This window comes from Tengunoibacter tsumagoiensis, assembly GCF_003967535.1.
Classification (GTDB): domain Bacteria; phylum Chloroflexota; class Ktedonobacteria; order Ktedonobacterales; family Ktedonobacteraceae; genus Tengunoibacter; species Tengunoibacter tsumagoiensis.
Window position 1 is genome coordinate 1,216,725 of sequence record NZ_BIFR01000001.1, and the last position, 18,218, is coordinate 1,234,942.

18 protein-coding genes and 1 tRNA gene are annotated in these 18,218 nt (G+C 48.9%); 6 read left to right on the top strand and 13 right to left on the bottom strand.

The window, feature by feature from the left end:
- Positions 1 to 203: 203 nt before the first annotated feature.
- Together EL628_RS04840 and EL628_RS04845 are read right to left on the bottom strand one after the other, a co-directional pair.
- Entirely contained in the window at positions 204 to 1,013 is an 810-nt protein-coding gene (locus EL628_RS04840) for a PHP-associated domain-containing protein (RefSeq protein WP_126578740.1), read from the bottom strand.
- 1,759 nt (positions 1,014 to 2,772) lie between these two features.
- Positions 2,773 to 3,390: a GyrI-like domain-containing protein gene (locus tag EL628_RS04845; RefSeq protein WP_126578742.1), complete on the bottom strand. Its 618-nt coding sequence runs from the start codon at positions 3,388 to 3,390 to the stop codon at positions 2,773 to 2,775.
- 201 nt (positions 3,391 to 3,591) lie between these two features.
- Between EL628_RS04845 and EL628_RS04850 the strand changes: the two genes are divergently transcribed.
- Complete coding sequence (locus tag EL628_RS04850; RefSeq protein ID WP_126578744.1) at positions 3,592 to 4,557, top strand: helix-turn-helix transcriptional regulator; 966 nt, start codon at positions 3,592 to 3,594, stop codon at positions 4,555 to 4,557.
- A 91-nt stretch (positions 4,558 to 4,648) separates the two neighbouring features.
- Here the strand turns inward: EL628_RS04850 and EL628_RS04855 are convergent.
- The 6 genes from EL628_RS04855 to EL628_RS04880 form a co-directional block, all read right to left on the bottom strand.
- Positions 4,649 to 4,720 (bottom strand) — tRNA-Lys (locus EL628_RS04855).
- A 100-nt stretch (positions 4,721 to 4,820) separates the two neighbouring features.
- A complete protein-coding gene (locus EL628_RS04860) occupies positions 4,821 to 6,320 on the bottom strand; it encodes a sensor histidine kinase (RefSeq protein WP_161975278.1) in 1,500 nt (499 codons plus the stop codon).
- A 25-nt stretch (positions 6,321 to 6,345) separates the two neighbouring features.
- Complete coding sequence (locus EL628_RS04865; protein ID WP_174719952.1) at positions 6,346 to 7,092, bottom strand: response regulator; 747 nt, start codon at positions 7,090 to 7,092, stop codon at positions 6,346 to 6,348.
- A 120-nt stretch (positions 7,093 to 7,212) separates the two neighbouring features.
- The gene (locus EL628_RS04870; RefSeq protein WP_126578749.1) at positions 7,213 to 7,788 is read right to left on the bottom strand and encodes an NUDIX hydrolase; all 576 of its coding nucleotides are present in this window, start codon (positions 7,786 to 7,788) and stop codon (positions 7,213 to 7,215) included.
- A 6-nt stretch (positions 7,789 to 7,794) separates the two neighbouring features.
- Positions 7,795 to 8,622, bottom strand: a complete 828-nt coding sequence (locus EL628_RS04875) for a TlyA family RNA methyltransferase (RefSeq protein ID WP_126578751.1) — start codon at positions 8,620 to 8,622, stop codon at positions 7,795 to 7,797.
- 33 nt (positions 8,623 to 8,655) lie between these two features.
- Entirely contained in the window at positions 8,656 to 9,663 is a 1,008-nt protein-coding gene (locus EL628_RS04880; RefSeq protein ID WP_161975279.1) for an ROK family protein, read from the bottom strand.
- A gap of 310 nt (positions 9,664 to 9,973) precedes the next feature.
- Here EL628_RS04880 and EL628_RS04885 point away from each other — a divergent pair, with 310 nt between their 5' ends.
- Complete coding sequence (locus EL628_RS04885; protein WP_126578754.1) at positions 9,974 to 10,273, top strand: GlsB/YeaQ/YmgE family stress response membrane protein; 300 nt, start codon at positions 9,974 to 9,976, stop codon at positions 10,271 to 10,273.
- A gap of 183 nt (positions 10,274 to 10,456) precedes the next feature.
- Positions 10,457 to 10,828 (top strand): hypothetical protein, encoded by a 372-nt coding sequence (locus EL628_RS30100; RefSeq protein ID WP_126578756.1) that lies wholly within the window; start codon positions 10,457 to 10,459, stop codon positions 10,826 to 10,828.
- A gap of 234 nt (positions 10,829 to 11,062) precedes the next feature.
- Here EL628_RS30100 and EL628_RS04895 read toward each other — a convergent pair whose 3' ends face one another.
- Positions 11,063 to 11,776, bottom strand: a complete 714-nt coding sequence (locus EL628_RS04895; protein WP_126578758.1) for a YIP1 family protein — start codon at positions 11,774 to 11,776, stop codon at positions 11,063 to 11,065.
- Positions 11,777 to 11,972: 196 nt separating this feature from the next.
- Here EL628_RS04895 and EL628_RS04900 point away from each other — a divergent pair, with 196 nt between their 5' ends.
- Positions 11,973 to 12,890 (top strand): heme-dependent oxidative N-demethylase family protein, encoded by a 918-nt coding sequence (locus EL628_RS04900; RefSeq protein WP_126578760.1) that lies wholly within the window; start codon positions 11,973 to 11,975, stop codon positions 12,888 to 12,890.
- A 72-nt stretch (positions 12,891 to 12,962) separates the two neighbouring features.
- Here EL628_RS04900 and dtd read toward each other — a convergent pair whose 3' ends face one another.
- The 4 genes from dtd to EL628_RS04920 are packed head-to-tail and all read right to left on the bottom strand — an operon-like array spanning position 12,963 to position 16,025.
- Positions 12,963 to 13,412, bottom strand: coding sequence for a D-aminoacyl-tRNA deacylase (gene dtd, locus EL628_RS04905; protein WP_126578762.1), 450 nt, complete (start codon positions 13,410 to 13,412; stop codon positions 12,963 to 12,965).
- Entirely contained in the window at positions 13,413 to 13,952 is a 540-nt protein-coding gene (gene acpS / locus EL628_RS04910) for a holo-ACP synthase (RefSeq protein WP_126578764.1), read from the bottom strand.
- Positions 13,952 to 15,355 (bottom strand): UDP-glucose dehydrogenase family protein, encoded by a 1,404-nt coding sequence (locus EL628_RS04915; protein WP_126578766.1) that lies wholly within the window; start codon positions 15,353 to 15,355, stop codon positions 13,952 to 13,954. Before EL628_RS04915 ends, acpS begins: the two co-directional genes overlap by 1 nt.
- A 4-nt stretch (positions 15,356 to 15,359) precedes the next feature.
- On the bottom strand, positions 15,360 to 16,025 hold the full coding sequence (locus EL628_RS04920; RefSeq protein WP_218028869.1) for an MBL fold metallo-hydrolase: 666 nt from the start codon (positions 16,023 to 16,025) through the stop codon (positions 15,360 to 15,362).
- A 503-nt stretch (positions 16,026 to 16,528) separates the two neighbouring features.
- Here EL628_RS04920 and EL628_RS04925 point away from each other — a divergent pair.
- Both EL628_RS04925 and EL628_RS29710 read left to right on the top strand, forming a co-directional pair.
- Positions 16,529 to 17,791 (top strand): hypothetical protein, encoded by a 1,263-nt coding sequence (locus tag EL628_RS04925; protein WP_126578768.1) that lies wholly within the window; start codon positions 16,529 to 16,531, stop codon positions 17,789 to 17,791.
- A gap of 237 nt (positions 17,792 to 18,028) precedes the next feature.
- Positions 18,029 to 18,178: a hypothetical protein gene (locus EL628_RS29710; RefSeq protein WP_161975280.1), complete on the top strand. Its 150-nt coding sequence runs from the start codon at positions 18,029 to 18,031 to the stop codon at positions 18,176 to 18,178.
- Positions 18,179 to 18,218 lie beyond the last annotated feature (40 nt).

An 18,218-nucleotide genomic window follows, 5' to 3' on the forward strand; every position in this document is an offset into this window, starting at 1 on the left:
TAAAGATCAGGGCTTTCCATTTCTCACAGAAGAGGCCATAAGCCAGGAAGGGGGAGTGAGGTAAGCAAGCTCAGATAAATGACCTGAGACAGTATTTTTCTCTTCTTCATTTCTGATTGGTTCAAATAGTATTATGGAGCTCTCTAACCTGATGAAGGTTGAGGAGCTCCGTAAAGGGATGTGTCTATTGGTATAAAAACAGACTAGGCCAGTGCGGGTCGGCGGGCCTCGCGCTCTTCTTTATTGAGAACATAGCGGACCCAGTCGTAGTAGGAGCTGATCTCCCAGAAGGTGCCGCCGGGAGCGCTGAGGCCACCTTCGATAGCCGCACGCATCTCTTGAGCGGTCTTGCCGGGGAACCAGCTATAGGCGCTCCCGATGCCGCTCAGGGTATGAGCATCGCTATTTCCTAATTCAGGGAGCCCATAGCGCTCACGCGTTGTGCCCATAGCGATATAGTTGGCATAGAGCCCACAGAAGCTGGCGTTCCAGGTCTCTACTCCATCGAACCAGACATCTCTGGCTGCATGGATGCGATCCATGACCGCGAGCTGGCAGCTATGGCGAAAGAAGCGATGCAGAGGATGAGCTACCACAGCCAGCCCGCCCTGCTCGTGGATCAGATCGATGCTGCGCTCCATGCTCAGTCCAGGCTGAATACGTTTTTCAATGAACAGACCTAGCAGATGGCCCTCGGTAGTTGTAACCTCTTCACCAACAATAAAATCGAACCGATAGTTGCCCTTAGCCCATAGATCGCGGGCTCGTAGTGCACCATCAATGACATCATGATCGGTTAACGCAATAACATCCAGATCAGTATTTACTTGGACATGTGCGAGCAGTTCATCGATTGTCGCGCAACCATCACTATAGGTGCTATGCATATGCAGATCAGCCTTGCCCTGCTTTCCCAGCGCATGGGCCTGTTTCACAGTCATCTTACTGCGCTTCTTCAGCATAGCGGTGCCAATAGATGCCATTCCTCTGGTTGCGGTATAGTCTTTGCTCATGCGTATCGAGTTCCTTTTCTGCCTTTGTCTTATCAGGAAGGTCGCTTGTCTCCTTCCAGCGGCCAGATTTCAATCGTTCCCAATCCGTGTTATATGGTCAGATTGGGATATATCGTTCCTTCTAACACTACCATAGTCTGGTTAAAAATCAGAATTAACGCTATGTAAAGTAGTGTTAAAACAATGTATAGCGATATCAGCCAGCGTCGAAAGAGCAAGGGAGGTCAGAGGCAATAGGAGCTGAACAAACGATAGGCCAGCCTGAGAGAGGAGTGCCAGTGCTTATACGAGCCAGCAAAATTGTCTATCATTATGCTTCATAATACATGAATACTTCAGTAAGCGTCAATCTGTTCCTGATTAGATCAGGACCTTTCTCCTAAAAGAAAGCCATTTGCCGACGAATATAGTAAAACAGAGCACCGGATGATGCAGAAAGAGAATAAGGTTGTGCTTACTTATCTAAACCTTGGAGAACGATAAGAAGATTAGAATATTCTAATAACAGTTGCAAGTGCTTGAAATTATGGAAAGTTTCCAGTTATACTACCTGAGGTTATAGATGCAAAAAGAGATGTTGTAAAATTAAAATCTCTAAGTGCTAATTATTTTTTAAGGTCTCTACAGCTAAAGAGGTTACGTAATCTTTCTCCATAAACTAGCATGAGTAGTAAGAGGAGAGAAAATAAATTTATGAATAAGAGAAATCAGGGTAAACGAGACTTTTTCTTGCTAGCCTTGACTAATTTGTGCATTAGTATTCTCTGTTTTTTTACATTTTTTCGTTTTCCGCCGAACACTTTTCTTTATTTTTTTGTACTCAGTGTTGGGTGTTTTGCCCTTCTAGGAAGCGGCTTCTATACATTCTTGTTTATCCTGGCAGCTAAAAATGTTGATTGATTAGAGATATACAAAGATGTTGACTTACTTCGTAAACGTTTCTAATCTAGAAGTGGTAGCTTTGATTTAACTTAAGGATAGATGTCATTTTTCATAGCGACCTTGTAGTGTAGTCTGAAATACTTTTCATTTATGCATTGGATACCAATGCATAAATGAAAAATTAGTCAAAAGGTGATATAAAAATGAGAAAAATTAGTAAACATTCAAAAGAATTTTTATGTTTTTTTATGATTTTATGACTCTAAAGAGGTTACAAGAGCAAGAAGAAAGGAAGTCATAATTTCTATGTTGTTTTTTAGCTTTAATTCCCTATTTGATGGTGCTTTTTTCTTTGCTTGTCTATTTGCTTTGATGGTAGCGATATATTTTATGTGGCGCGGCATCAAAGAATTGGCAGCCATCCATGGTTCAAGAATTATAAAGATAGCGGAACTGCTTAAGAACGTTTATTCGTGCACCGCTCTGAGCTTGCTATGTGCGATATTGTTCTTTATCTCATGGTATATTTTCCCCCATCAAGATAATACTTTTCTGAAAATATTTTTATCGATAATAATGTTAGCCACATTTTGTTTAGCTTCCTTGCTCTTGTATAGATCGTATTTGCTTCATCTTCACAAGGAATAGATACTGTTTTCCCTTATAAAATGTCGGGATGTAAAAAGGAACTATTCCGGAACTATGTCAGAAGCACAGTGAGGAGACGCAGTAGCGAATGAGCCAATATTTTTGGCATAATCAATCAGGGTCACAATGGCAGGGCTCCATTAAATGGTGAAAGACCCATTGTTTGAGCTCAATGTTGAGCACTTATCTGTGCAATTCACCAGATAATGGAGCGCTACCGATGTCTGTCTTATGCAAAAGGATGGCGGAGTACCGTATGCATTTTTTCTGGGGCGGTTCTCCGCATATCGTTTAGATAGATTTCATGATGTTTTCCGCGAAATGTATAGTTATGTTCTTCCAGAAAACAGCCCAGCTTCTCAAGCGTTGGCCCTTCGTCTGCAAATGGGCCAACATGCATGGTCTGGGCAACCTTCCCTTCGTAGAAACGCTCCAGGCGTATGTTCTCCAGCGCGGGCCGATGTTTCTTCCGCTGTGCCTGTCTGCATGCCTCAGCAAACCATACATCAGTCACACACTCTGGCTGCATAATCATCATCGTCCATTGCCAGTTCTCTCGTGGAGCGTCTCGGTTGCCATCAGCCCACCAGAGCCCCTCAAGAGGCATCACAGGATAGTCGATGCCCAGTTCTTTCTTGAGCAGAAACTTTGTGGTATAGGCAGTCGCGTAGATTGCTTCAATTGCATCTTTATATTCCTGCGCTGTATTGGGATCACCTTTTCCGTCTAGCATCAGAAAATTTAGTGCGGGAATATCTACGACCACAACTTTTCCAACAGGAGGGGTATAGAAATGCTTCAAATCTGTTTTGAGATTCAGTCTGGTTGGTTCAATGCTTCTACTCATAGAGTCCTACTTTCTGTATGCCCTTTTTGTTTAAAAAAAGCTCTGGTGGATGTACTGATCTGTCAGGGCTTGAAATCCTGCTAGCTCAACACATTGTCCCTGTCTCATAGAATACCTGCTGCTCCCTGACATCTTTTGTCAGGGAGTGTGGAAGATGGTAAACTGAGTAGAAAATTCGGATGGACCAGAGGCGAAATAGAGATGAGAGCTGATCGTTTACTGACCATTTTGTTGCTATTGCAGGCGCGAGGACGTATGACAGCCCAGGAACTGGCCGGGCATCTGGAGGTTTCGGAGCGGACTATCTATCGAGATCTTCAAGCGCTTAGCCTGGCAGGTATTCCAGTCTATGCTGAATCGGGGATAGGAGGAGGATACTCACTCATTGAACAGTATCAAACACGTTTGACAGGATTTACGAAGTCCGAAGTGCGTGCACTGGCCCCATCGCAATCATTCGGGCCGCTTCACGATCTGGGCCTGGGACCGGCTTTGGAGGCAGCATTCCTCAAACTTGAGGTCGTCCTCTCGCCCCATTGGCATGGAGATATAGACACGGTTAAACGGTCAATTTACCTGGATTCCACAGGCTGGCTGTGGGCAAAAGAGCCGGTGCCGTTTCTGCCACTGTTACATGAGGCGCTCTGGCTGGGCCAGAAAGTGGCAATCGACTATCATCGCCACGATGGTCAGATTCGCCAGCGTGTGGTTGATCCATATGGGTTTGTGGCAAAATCTACAGTCTGGTACTTGATTGGAGCGGTTGATGGCCAGATTCGCATGTTCCGTGTTTCGCGCGTGGGTGCGGCCCGGCTCCTGGCAGAAACCAGCCAGCGCCCGCAAGATTTTGACGTGCGAGTGTACTGGGAAACGTGGAATCGCACCTTTGCAACGAACTATACGCCTTATATTGTCCGTCTTCGCCTTGCACCAGGGGGAATGCAGAGACTCTTCGAGATAGCAGATGAAACCGCGAGAAGCTCGCTGAGAGAAGAACCGCTTAGCGATGATCAGGGATGGAGTCTCGTTTCGATGACCTTTAGCTCTCTTCTCCATGCGCGTACAGTTGCTATGGGTGTTGGTAATCTTCTGGAAGTGGTAGAGCCATTGGAGCTCCGTGGAGCCATTCGTACGCAGGCTCAGCAGATTGTTGCCCTATATGAATAAAATGATTTTTTACACCAGACTATCTGGTAGTTTGTCGCCAGCTATAAAAACAGAAGAGCATCCTCTTCCACGAGAGGATGCTCTTTGAGAGTGGGTGACCAGGGACTCGAACCCTGAACCTAACGATTAAGAGTCGTTTGCTCTACCATTGAGCTAGTCACCCGTTGGGCAAAATGATAATACCATAGCATGCCAATCTCGTCAAGTAGTCTTGCCCCCCAATTTTTGCAGCACTCTAAATCTCTTTACCTATCACACCATTCTTAGCGCGGTGTCGCGATCGGCGCGGGTGTAAGCGTGGCTGGCTGATTGACCAGCGGAAGAGTGAAGTGGATGCGGGTCCCTTTGCCAATGGTGCTTTCGGCCCAGACTTTGCCACCGTGAGCAGTAATGATGGCCTTAACAATTGAGAGACCCAGGCCGCTCCCCCCAGTCGTAGTCGTACGCGAGCGATCGGCGCGATAGAAGCGTTCAAAGATATGGGGCAGGTCAGCGGGATCGATGCCACTGCCAGTATCGCTGATCCAGAGATGGAGCATCGTTTTCTCTGCCTGTGCTCCCACTGTAATCTTGCCGCCGCGAGGAGTATGACGGCGAGCATTATCCAGCAGATTGAGCAAGACCTGGGTGATGCGATCGCTATCAGCGAGAATAGGAGCAATCTTTGGACTGATCTCGTTATACAGCGATATCTCAGACTCTGCACATTCAGGCTCGATCACAGCAGCAGTCTCATCTACAAGTGCGTGCATGTCGAGAGGGGCCAGATCGAGCTTGGTCTGACCAGCCTCCATTGAGGTCATCTGCCGCACATCACCAACCAGACGGCGCAGGCGCTGAACCTCACGTCCGATGAGTTGAGCCGTCTCATGCCGCGCTGTTGGTTCGGTAATAACATCATCGGCAATAGCCTCGCTATAGCCCTGAATGGCTGTCAGCGGCGTAGCCAGATCATGGGCGATATTGGCGATCAATTCGCGGCGCATCTGATCCTGTCGCCGGAGCTCGTTAATATCGGCCTCAATCGTTCCCGCCATCTCATTAAACGTCTGGCCCAGGCGACCTATCTCATCCAGAGAAGTGGGAAGCTCCACGCGCTGTGCATATTCCCCCTGCTTCATTTTTGTGGCTGCGGTAATCAAGCGGTCGAGAGGACGTGTAAGCCCGCGAGCGACCAGGTAGCTAATAATAGCTGCAACGGCCGCCACGATCAGACCAGTGATCAGGATTGAGCGATTGATCAGGCTCATGATATTCGTATCGGGGCTAATCTGTGGCTCTGAGAGAAAGAATGCCCCAATAACTTTTCCATTGACCTCAATGCTCTGACAGATATATTGAGAAGGTATAACCTGATCTTTCCTCGTAGTAATATTGATCGTATTTTGCTGTGAGAAATTGCCGCCAAGCGCCTGATGAAGGACCTGGAGGACGGTTGGATTATTGCAGTTATCGGGTGATATGTAGCGATACGAGCAGAATGGCGTATTTGTAGTATCAGTCATCAGCAGCAAGTCGTTGGGGAAGGCGCGTAAGATGCTTGCATTCAGGGGCTCACCCTGACTATAGAGGGAATGTGCGTACTGCTGTACATCTTCTGCTAGAGCGGTGAGACGTTCGCTCTGGAGCTGAGCATAGTAGTTTTGCACAACAACTGAGATTGTGATACTGAGCACGAGGATCGTTCCCAGGATGACCAGCAGGTAGCTAAAGGCCAGACGGGTTCTCAAGCTATAAGCTGTAGTTTTAGTAAACTGTTTCATGACGGGCTCTCTTTCCTGTGCTTCATCAGGTGCGTGAGGTGGTTGGGACTGGGACAAACTTATAGCCAACACCCCAGACGGTCTGGATATAGTGTGGCGCTTCTGGCACTGCTTCAATCTTCTTGCGCAAGGTGCCGATATGGACATCGACCGTACGGCCATCGCCCAGATAGCTATAGCCCCAGATCTGATTAAGCAGAGCTTCACGTGTAAAGACGCGATCGGGAGCTGAGGCCAGCGTGACCAGAAGATCAAATTCTTTCACGGTGAGAGCAATTGGGACACCATGGGCATTGACGCGGCGGGAGGGAATATTGATAACCAGGCCGCCAAAGATGATCTCTTCACCTTTCCTGGTTGAAGGGCTGGAAGGTTGGCCATCGGAGGTTGTGCTCTCAGTCTTCTCATTATTCTGTCCTGAGCGGCGCAGGATAGCTTTGACGCGGCTGACCAGTTCGCGAGGGCTAAATGGTTTGACCAGATAGTCATCGGCCCCTGATTCGAGGCCGCTGATACGATCCTCTTCTCCCTGGCGAGCAGTGAGCATGAGAATAGGTGTATTGGCCCAATTCCGAATCCGGCGGCAGACCTCCATCCCATCTAGAAGTGGTAGCATCAGATCCAGGATCACCAGATCGGGGTGTTCACGGGCATGGAGCTCAAGGCCAGCGATACCATCGCTGGCACTCACTACTGTAAAGCTCGCCTGCTCTAGATAGAGGCGGAGAATCTGAGTGATATTAGCTTCATCTTCGATAATGAGGATCTTCATACCTATCAGTCTACCTCTCTGTTATCAAAAATATACGAGGAAATTGTAAAGTTTTTCTCATATCACTCAGCTCTACCGGGAACCACAGGGTCTTTGAAGATGAAGATACAGAGCTACTGATTACGAGAGATGAGCTTTCAGGTAGCCTAATTTTTCCAGGGCCATATAGGCTGCGGCAATCTGCCCCTGAACAGAGAACTCTCCGCTATGAATGAGTTGGAGCAGTTCAGCAGGAGTGACCAGCATATTATCAATCACTTCAGCGGGATCAATCTTCTTCTCGCCCGTTTTGCGTACATCGCGGGCCAGATACCACCAGATGCGTGTCTCCGCGCTGGTCGGATTGGCCAGCATGTGAGCGAGAAACTCAATCTTTGTTGGTTCAGCGCTATATCCAGTCTCCTCCATCAGTTCACGATTGGCAGCCAGTAGCGGATCGGCCTCATGCTCATCGATGCCGCCAGCGGGAAACTCTACCACCTCCAGGCCGATCCCATGTTTATATTGTCGATTGATGAGGAAGCGGCCATCCTCTGTAATCGGGACAACGCCCACCCAGCCGCGATTCTCAATAATATAGTAGTCCGAGAGCACTGATCCATCGGGAAGAGAGAGATGTTCACTACGAATCTTCAAATAAGGGGTATCCAGCACCTGACGTGTAGCGAGGACCTCCCATGGGCGTTCTTGTGCCATAGATCTCTATCCTTCTGCGGTTTCAGATTGAACGATAGTTGAGTCAGTCGGTTCAGATTGAAGCGTAGTTGAGCTCGCAGCGGATCGAAATTTCAGTAAAAATAGGAACTCTCGATTGCCATCGCGGCCCAGAATAGGAGAAGCGATCTCACCCATTACCGCAAGAGCCGTATGAGCAGGAATCCAGGTTCTGAGCTCTTGCAAAACACGCTCATGAACCAGCGGATCACTAATCACCCCCGCGCCACGGTCTACATCAGCCTTCCCCGCCTCAAACTGAGGTTTTACCAACGAAACGATCCAGGTCTCAGGACTCTTTACCAGTAGAGGTTCAAGTGCAGGTAGAACCAGACGGAGAGAGATAAACGAGACATCAATCACAGCGCACTGCATCGGGACTGGAAGGCTTGTGAGATGGCGGATATTCGTCCGTTCCATCACCACCACCCGTGGATCGTTGCGCAACTTCCAATCTAACTGACCATGGCCGACATCAATCGCATAGACCTGACTGGCGCCGCGTGTGAGCAGGCATTCCGTAAAGCCACCAGTTGAAGAGCCAACATCGATGGCCACGAGGCCAGCAGGATCAAGCTGAAACGTATCCAGAGCCTTCTCCAGCTTCAGGCCCCCGCGACTCACATACTTCAGTTCAGGTGAAGTTTCAGCGACACGACAGGGCGCATCGAGCGGGACCAGTGTTCCGGGTTTATCCACCCTCCGATCACCCACAAAAACTTGACCAGACATAATAATTGCCCGAGCTCGTTCGCGACTGGGTGCTAAGCCCAGCCTTACCAGAGCCACATCTAACCGCTCTTTATTGGTTGCCATGTTTCCCTTCGATCGTGTCGTTGACTGATACTATTACTGATGATAATACACAAGCGAGCCTGCCCCGACCAGACCCACATCTGAGCCCAACTGAGCCATCACGATAGTGGCTGATTGGCAAGGTACTGTCATAGCTCGCTCTCTCATTATACGTCGGGCGGGGTCCAGAAGGGGAGCGCCAATCTGGGAGACGCCGCCACCGAGAATGATCAGTTCCGGATTAAAAATATGCAGAATATTGACTAAGCCAACCCCGAGCGCTTCTCCCGCGAGGGTAATAATCTGTTGCGCCACAGGTATCCCTGCCAGTGCAGCCTCAGCCACCATGCGAGCATTGACATGCAGAGGTGTAGTCACAGCCAGAGTGCTATTATCGGCTGGCGTATTTGCGCTGGCATGAGCAGGTTGGTGGGCCAGAGCATACGAGAGGAGGTCATCGGCCTTTCCTAGCGAGATCAGCTCATTGGCCTGACGAGCAATAGCTGTGCCAGAAGAGAAGCTTTCAAGGCAGCCATAGTTGCCACAATTGCAGCGTGGACCATGCCAATCAATCGTCATATGTCCCAGTTCGGCGGCTGAGCCAGTGATGCCCTGAAGCAGCTGCCCCTGGCTAATCACGCCTCCACCAACGCCTGTGCTTACAGTCACATAGACCATCTCATTACTGCCTTTACCTGCTCCAAACATATGTTCCCCCAGAGCAGCGGCATTGGCATCATTCTCAACAAAGATTGGGATCTGGAAGCGTTCAGCAAAGGCATTGCGCAAAGGAAAATTGGTCCAGCCTGGGAGATTAGGAGGAGAATACACGATCCCTGTGCGACCATTTAAAGGACCTGGAGCTCCAATACCTATACCTGCAATCTGAGACAGTGAAATATTGGCCTTGAGCAGAGCCTCCTCAACAGATTCAAACATACGTGGAATCACCCGCTCTGGCGATGGATTTTCGCCAGTAAGTAGATTGACGCGGGATAGCAGAGTAGCGCCTCGGAGGACCGCAGTCCTGATCTGTGTGCCACCGAGGTCAATACCTATCACAAGAGGAGCTTCCTCTGGAAGATTATGTGTACGCACTTTATTCTCAGCTTTCATATAGTTATATAAACCTAGCAAAAAGAATCAGCCTGTTGAGATGATACTGCATTTGTTGAGTCCTAACAAGATCATCATTTATGAACAGAGAGCCCCTGTCTAAAATCGGAGTCTTCTTGCATCTATTTGCAAAAGTGAATCGTGTAATAGGTGGCAGATAGAAACAACGGATTAAAAGCACTGAAATTATTATAGAAGTGCACTAAACCAGCTGCCAGCTATTAATAAAATACTACATTCTAGAGGAGAAAAAGACATGATTGCTTCACCATTTGTTCTTGGCGCTGCTTTTGCCCCCGGTGGTCTGATTGGTTGGATCGTAGTTGGTCTGATTGCAGGTTTCCTGGCTGGTCAGTTCATGAAGGGTAGTGGCTACGGCATTCTGGGTGATATCATTGTGGGTCTGGTGGGTGCATTGGTTGGTGGTTTCTTGACCAATCTGCTTCTCCCTGATGCTAGCCTTGGTTGGATCTGGACGATCGTAGTTGCCTTTATCGGAGCCTGCATCTTTATTGCTCTGTTCCGCGCTGTAACTGGTGGTCGCCGCGCTGTCTAACCAGCGTATTGATCCATATAAATAAAAAAAGAGCTGACTTATAGATAGTCAGTTCTTTTTTTATAAAAATTTGTGAGGGCCATCACAGAAAAGGGATGAATTAAAGCATTGTATTTAACTCTATGATAGGGTACATTTCTTATAGATAAAGACTATTCATGTGTTGTCATAGAGGAGAGAAGCATGCCGAATGATACCTATTCTTCAGGGAGCTCGACCTTTCCTGCGCTTTCGAGTGCAGTCGTACTTATTATTGCCCTGGTAGTGCTTGCCAGTATTGTGCTTGGAATTATTATCTGGTGGCGTATTTTTTCCAAGACTGGTTATAGTGGCGCATTGAGCCTGGTCTTCTTATTCATCCCTTTTGGTGCGTTTATTTTATTGCTTGTGCTGGCTTTTAGCGAATGGCCTGTCCAGCGTGAGCTTAATCTCCTTCGTCAGCAGCAAGCCATGCGTGGACCAGGTTATAGTAACCCCAGTAATCCGCAGTATCCTCCGCAGCAGCCTTATTCACAGCAAGTACCACCGCCCTATCCTCCCCAGAGACCATATTAATTTATAGGATCATATAGAATGATCCATGCCTGTTCCACCTTTCTCCCTTTCCGCGAAAACGAGGCAAGATCAGAGAGGGTAGCTCCGGTCTGGTCATGAGGGTGGAACAGGGGAGGAGTGGGTTCCCACGGCCATCATCATGATGGCCGTAGCGAGCCCCTCGGCTTTGTTTTCCCCTTTTGCCCATCATGGGAGCTCTCAACGGCCTTCTTTACACACACGCCATCATCCCCATTAGATCAGATGAGCAGCCTCGGCCATAAAGCGCGACAGAGCCACCAGCAGGCCACAGATAGCAAGGATGCCAATCGCATAAGGAAGCACGACAGACGCAAACGCCTTGTCACGGGCAAGGTGATGGACACCCATCAGCATCGTAACATTCAAGAAGACGCCATATACGAAGAAGGCCAGGCTAATGAGCGGAGAGAAGTAGAGCGTTGAGATGTGGAGAAATGAGATAACAGTGATAATCACACCACCTATAATCGCCAGTGGAACCTGATAGGTGAGCTGAGAAAAAGCCTGCTGGCGATAGCTCCCCTGACCCTTAAAGAGTCGGGCGAAGGCGAATTGCAGCGAGACTCCCAGGAAGAAAAGAATGGGGACAATCACAATCTTTAGTACAAATGCCCCAATGGTTGCTCCAACTGTAAGAATACTGAGAAAACCAAAAAAGACATTGGTATTGGTATCAACACCGCGCGAGGTATCGTGAAAAATGCCTCGGAATAATCCCAGCAAGACCGGCACAGCTACCAGGATCGCTAATTGAATCCAGATTGGCCGCCAGCGGGCATACTCTGCTATATGCGCAAAGGTGCGAGCGGTTGGTCGAAAGATAGCTTCAGCATAGAATGCTGGCAGTCGCCCCAGATGATCCCGATCATGAGGGGTATGAGGCGAATGGATCTTTCCTGACCGTAATTGTTCTGAATTAGAGCTCATCACGTGTTCCCTTCTGCATCACTCCATGCTAAAAGCAATGACAACGATCACAACTTCCACTATCGATGGGCTTGCCTACAGAGATAATAGATTGTCTCGCCAGTATATACAGTTGAATCCCTATCTGTAAAAGTGAAGTATTACGAGAAATCTCAGCTATGGTAAGATAGAGAGAAAATGTGAGGAGATCACTGGAATGCTGCCGTATTTTCCATTTCAGCACAAGAGCTATCAGATGACGATGGGCGTTCAGGCATTAGATCCGCGTCTGCTCATTGAGATCGATGAGGAGCAGTATCAGTCGGAGCTAGCCCTAAAAAATCTTCTACTCACAGAGGAGCCAGCTCACTATTTTTACGAGCAGCCAGAGATGGAAGAGAGCCAGTGGGAAGTAGTAGAGATCCTCTTGCCGATCCTGGCGGAGCGCTATCCCCAGCACTTCCAGTTGGAGCGAGCGGGTACGGACTGGCATTGGAGGAATCATCTTCAGCAGCAAGAATGGAGCTTTTGTCTGGGAGCTGGAAGGGACCTGGAGTTAGCTCCGTTAGATTGGTTGGGGCGGCAGGTGCAAGAGGATCTCTTGCTTGTAAGTGGCATAGTAGAGAATGGGCTTCCTCTGTTAGGAGGACAGCTCTGTTTTCCGAATGGCTGGTCTTTAGCCGAGAAGGTGGGGCAACCATTTCTCACCATTCATGAGACCGTTCCTCTTTTTGCCGAGAAGCTTGGGCGTTCCTCACAGTTACTCTTAGAACGACTCAAGCCAGAACGGCCCGTCTGGCGTCTCAACTGGGCCTTGAAATCGCTACCGCGCCTGAATTTGCTGCCGCAATTTTATTATGAGCTACCAGCATCCTACGAAGGGCTCACGAGCGAGAATGCTGGAGAGCGGATCTTCTTCCGCGTTGAGCGTCAGGTGCTGGTCCGGCTTCCCAGGACAGGCCAGATCCTCTTTCTTATTCATACCTATCAGACAAAAGTGCAAGAGCTTATAGCTAATCCTGAACGGATGCACCTGTTGCGCGGAGTTTTACAGACTCTACCCGCAGAAGTCATAACATATAAAGGTATTGATCCATTTTATGACCAGATATTGAAATACTTAGACATGCAATGATGAGTGATGAAGGCAGAGATCATCGGCAGCCATCATGATAGCTGGAGGGGGTATGAGAACCTCGAGAACATCTTACGAGAGATCATCCGTATCGAGCCAGATCGTCACAGGCCCTTCATTGCAGAGATCGATCTGCATCGTGGCCCCAAAGATACCGCTGGCAACGGAGAGACCATAGCCAGCGGTGAGCTGCTTGAAGAGCTCAAATAAAGGTTCGGCCAACGAAGGAGGAGCGGCCTCAGTGAAGCTGGGACGACGGCCCCGGCGCATATTAGCGTAAAGCGTAAACTGAGAGACAGCGAGAAGCTCACCATTTAGATCGAGCAGAGAGCGATTCATCTTCCCTTCAGTATCTTCAAAGATCCTGAGATGAACAATCTTAGCAACCAGCTGTTGGACCTGTTCTGCGCCATCCTCGTGACTGACGCCAAGAAAGACCAGCAGCCCTGGTCCAATCTGACCAACGACCTGCTCATCGACTGTTACGCGAGCCGAACTGACGCGTTGAAGAAGAGCTCTCATTTACACTTCTCGATCAGAAAGAAGAGGAATATCGTTATTGGGATAGTCGGTCTGAATAGCCACAGCAATCGCAATCGCCATCTGTGCCAGATCGGAGGTACTTACATCGAATGCAGTCAATCCTAGATCCAGAGCGCGCTGTCTGGCGCGGCCATGGAGGCGGACAGATGGCCGACCGCTACGAAGGTTCACCACTTCCATCTCGCGCCAGGCCACACCATGAAGACCAGTGCCAAGAGCCTTACTAATGGCCTCCTTAGCCGCGAAGCGTCCGGCCAGGCGCGTCACCTTACCCCGACACTGTTGAATCTCCAGGGGAGTAAAGACGCGTTGAAGGAAGCGATCGCCATGTTTCTCAAAGACCTTACGGACGCGATCGACCTCGATAATATCGATGCCGACCGCAACATTGGTCCCCTGTGGAAGATGGAGAGGAGTAGGAAGACCAGTCACTCCCCCAGATCCAAAGAGCCAGTCGGGAGGAGTCTTGCCCACCTGACCGACGAGAGGAGTAAACAAGAGTGGCTGATCATTCTGCATTATTTTTCGCCTCCGATAATGAGCGTCTCCTCCAGAGTCATCTCAGCCTCTTCGGGTGGTAAGATGGAAGGAGAAGGGGTTGCGCCCCGGCCAATGCCACGATAGACAAAGCCATGGCGGCGGATCTCCGACTGTTCATAGAGATTGCGGCCATCGATCAGAACGGGCTCGCGCATCACCTCACGGATGCGTTTCATATTCAGCGACTTGAACTCGTTCCATTCTGTCACCACAACCAGAGCATCGGCCTGTTCAGCCACTGCATAGGCATCGTCACAGAACGTCACCTTCGTCATATCGACCCCCTCGCGCTCAAGGGCCACACGTCCAGTCTCGCGAGCGATAGGATCGTAGCTGCGGACCGTAGCCCCCTGCTGAGTCGCCCAGCGAATAATATCGATAGCAGGAGCCTCGCGCATATCATCGGTATTGGGCTTAAAGGCCAGACCGAGGACCCCAATCGTCTTGCCTTGCAGTGTCTCCAGAATAGAGGTCAGCTTCGTAATCACCAGGCGGCGTTGATCATGATTGATATCCATCACAGCGTGGAGCAACTGAGGATGGAGACCGGCCTCATCGGCCATATGAGCCAGAGCGCGTACATCTTTTGGGAAGCAGCTTCCGCCATAACCCAGACCAGCATCTAAGAAAGCGCGCCCGATACGTTTATCGTAGCCCATCCCAACCGCGACCTCTTTCACATCGGCTCCCAGGCGTTCGCAGATCTGAGCAATCTCATTGATAAAAGAGATCTTCGTCGCCAGGAAAGCATTCGAGGCATATTTAATCATCTCAGCCGTATAGAGATCAGTCGCCACAATGGGAGCGCGGAGAGACAGGTAGAGGCGAGCCACCTTGTGAGCGGCTTCGGGCTCTGAAGAACCAAGAACGATGCGATCAGGATTCTGGAAATCGAGCAGAGCCGAGCCCTCGCGTAAAAACTCAGGATTAGAGACCACCGAGAAAGAGACCTTGCGGTTCGCCAGATTCTCGCGAATCACGCGCGTCACCAGGTCGCCACTGCCAACAGGAACAGTACTTTTATTAATCACAATTGCATAGTGATCGAGCTCCTGAGCGATACTGCGGGCAGCGCTCTCCACAAAGCGCATATCGGCCCCACCCTGTTTATCGCCGGTAGGGGTATTCACCGCAATAAAGATGAACTCGCAATCTTTGAGTGCCTCTGAATAACTTGTCGTAAAGTTTAAGCGACCGGCATGAACATTGCGTTCAACCATTTCCTCGAGGCCAGGTTCATAGATGGGAAGGATACCTTGTTTTAGACGATCAATTTTTTCCTGAACGATATCAATACAGGTAACAGTATTGCCCATATCTGCCAGGCAGGTTCCTGTGACCAGACCAACATAGCCTGTTCCAATTACACAGATAACTGACACAGCTTTACTCCTCTGCACTCACAAATGGATTTTCATACTTTTCTTCTATAATAGTCGTCGGCTGTCCGTGACCTGGAAAGACGACAAGTTCATCATCGAGCGTATACAATGTATGTCGGATGGAATGCTCAATCTGTTTATAGTCCCCTCCTGGAAAATCGGTGCGACCAATGCTCCGATAGAAGAGGGTATCGCCACTAAACACACAATAGGGTTCATGGACCAGACAGATGCCACCTGGAGTATGACCGGGCGTATGAAGAACAGCGAGGGTAATTGTCCCGAATGTAATCGTATCTCCAGCGTTTAAAAGAATATCTGGCGAACGTTTAACGAATGGTAGAGCGTGACCATATGCTTGTGCGGTCTCCTCATCATTATAGAGAGGGACATCGGCAGGATGGATTGCAAGAGGAACGGGATAGACTGCGCTCACGGCATCTATAGCACAGATATGATCGATGTGTCCGTGGGTATTGATAATATATTTTGGGATGAGCTGTAATTCCTGAATGGTCGCTAGTATACGTTCTGGTTCATCGCCCGGGTCAATAATGGCTGCTTCACGTGTATGGGGGCAGGCATAGAGATAACAATTCTCTTCAAAATCCCCCACTGTCACACAGGCGACAATCGGCATAGCGCCTGCATCTGCTATTTCATCAACCATACTGAATGCTCCTTCTTGCCCAGAGGCGAAATGATAACTGTTACCTATTATAGCATAATCTCTTCGTTGGAAGAGCCGAGATCCAGGCCCTGCAAGCTCTAAACAAGGCCAGTACAGAAAGAGCGTGCACCCTATTTGTAGTATCTGAAATTCCTATCTTCACCGGTAATAGAAATGATAGACGAGCTTGAACCATACTTTAAGGAAATGCAGAACGATGAGTTGCTTGCGTTTGTGGCTATCTTTCAAGCAGATGTTATTTCGTGTAGATAGTTTCTCTACTTGCCAAAAAAAAGAAAAGTAGTGAGATGAGCAAAATTTTCATTTAGGAGTTATTTCCTATGTGAATCGACTTGATGGGCAGAGAAATGTGCCTTTCTGGTGGACGAAAATGACCAAAGTGGTGTAAAATGAGTACAATAAGTGACTTGCCGTATTTTCCTATATCCTGTTGATCGGAGATCGGTTGACAGAATGCAAGCCCAGGAGGAGCAGAGGAGAGCATGCCAAAGGATCATATCGAACGAAAAACATATCGCAAAAGCCCTGGTCGTCAATATGGCTATGACTATGACCCCTTGCGCAGCCAGAATGGGCAGAATCTGAGTAGCAATGCTGCCCAAGGTTCTGAGTACGAGGTGTCTCCAGGTCATTCGGGGACGCTATCTGCTCCTCGACCGGACCCCAGGAGGACGCGACAGTTATTGCGCAAAAGTATCATTGCGAGTAAGACCCGCACCCTTGAAGAAGAGCTTGAGGCTGGCGAGGGCTTTGAAGAATATCCAGAGGAGCCGCGCACGCGTTATCAGCCACTCTCTTCTGAAGATGCTTTTGAGCGTGCGCATCAGCCAGCGCGACGCTATGTTTCCCGTCCAGTGGGGTCTCGTAGATTGATAGAGATCGGTGAAGAGGAGAATCTGCATGCCTGGTCTGATCTGCAAAGTAGCGAGCTCGACCCTGGAGAGAGCGATTTCTCCGACCCGGACCCGCTGGATCTCCGTTTAGGTTATGCTCCTGAGCCACCTGCTTTCAAGAGTGCGCGTGTGCAGCCAGCGCGTCAGATTGATGATGGGTACCTTGACGATAGTGAGCTAGCTGGTGAATTTAAATATAGTTCTGATCAACCAGTTGGCCGTTTGAAGCGTCGCAAGAAGAAGATCTCACGGCGTGGGCTGTTATTGGGGGCAGGGGCCGTTGCAGTTGGTGGCGTAGGGATTGCTGCATATGAGCTGGCCCCCAGACTGCCACAGACCCTGAGCAATGTGGGGTCTACTATTGGGCATCAGGTGGATGAAGCCTTTAAAAAGGGGCTGTCGCAAGGAGCTGATCAGGCTCGCCGAGAGTTTATCACCTCGTTGGATAATCTAGAGGGCTTTAGTTTGACGGCAGCTCAGGATGCTGCCCGGCTGACTCGCGTCGCCTATGATGTCTTTGTCTCTCCAGTCATTAATTTTGGAGCGACAGTAACAGGCGATGTGCTTACAGGACTGCTCAAAGCTTTCCAGACAGGACGCCATTGGCTGGTCAATATTGGCCAGGATAATGCAACCTTAGAAGCAATTGAAAAAGTATTGAGCTCCTGGGTTGATCAGGTGACAAAGATGCCCAAGCAGCTGGATGCTATTACCCAGACTGACCTGGATGGTGCACAGGCTTATCTGCGAGCTCTCCAACATAAAATTGAGGATGAGAAGGCAAAATTAAATAATCCTACTCCAACGCCCGCAGCGACACCAACGGCACCTACAAAAACAACTCCTAAGTAGCCCGAAAATAGCCCGAACAGCCAGTGTCAGGATCAATCAGTGAGGGGAGAGGCATGTGAAAACAAGCTACCTCTCCTTTTCCTGTTTTTTATCTATAAATTTCTATTTACAGATAGTATAATAGACGATAGAATGTTTTCACGCCGGTGTAAGGTAGAGAGGATGGGACTGCATGAAGCGCTGTACAGACCTCTTTCACGCAAAGAGCGATCTATTGGTACGAGGAATACTGTTACTGTGGTGCAAAGTGATGTTCAACCACAATCATTGCGGATCGATGACCTTGCATATTTAGCAAACGTGCCCAGCCGCACCATTCGTTTTTATAATACACAGGATACTCTTATCTCTATTATGCATCGTCGGCTCGTTTATCAGGATTCATAATTGTCTTTAATTCATTTTATTAGCCATCATCTTTTAAAAC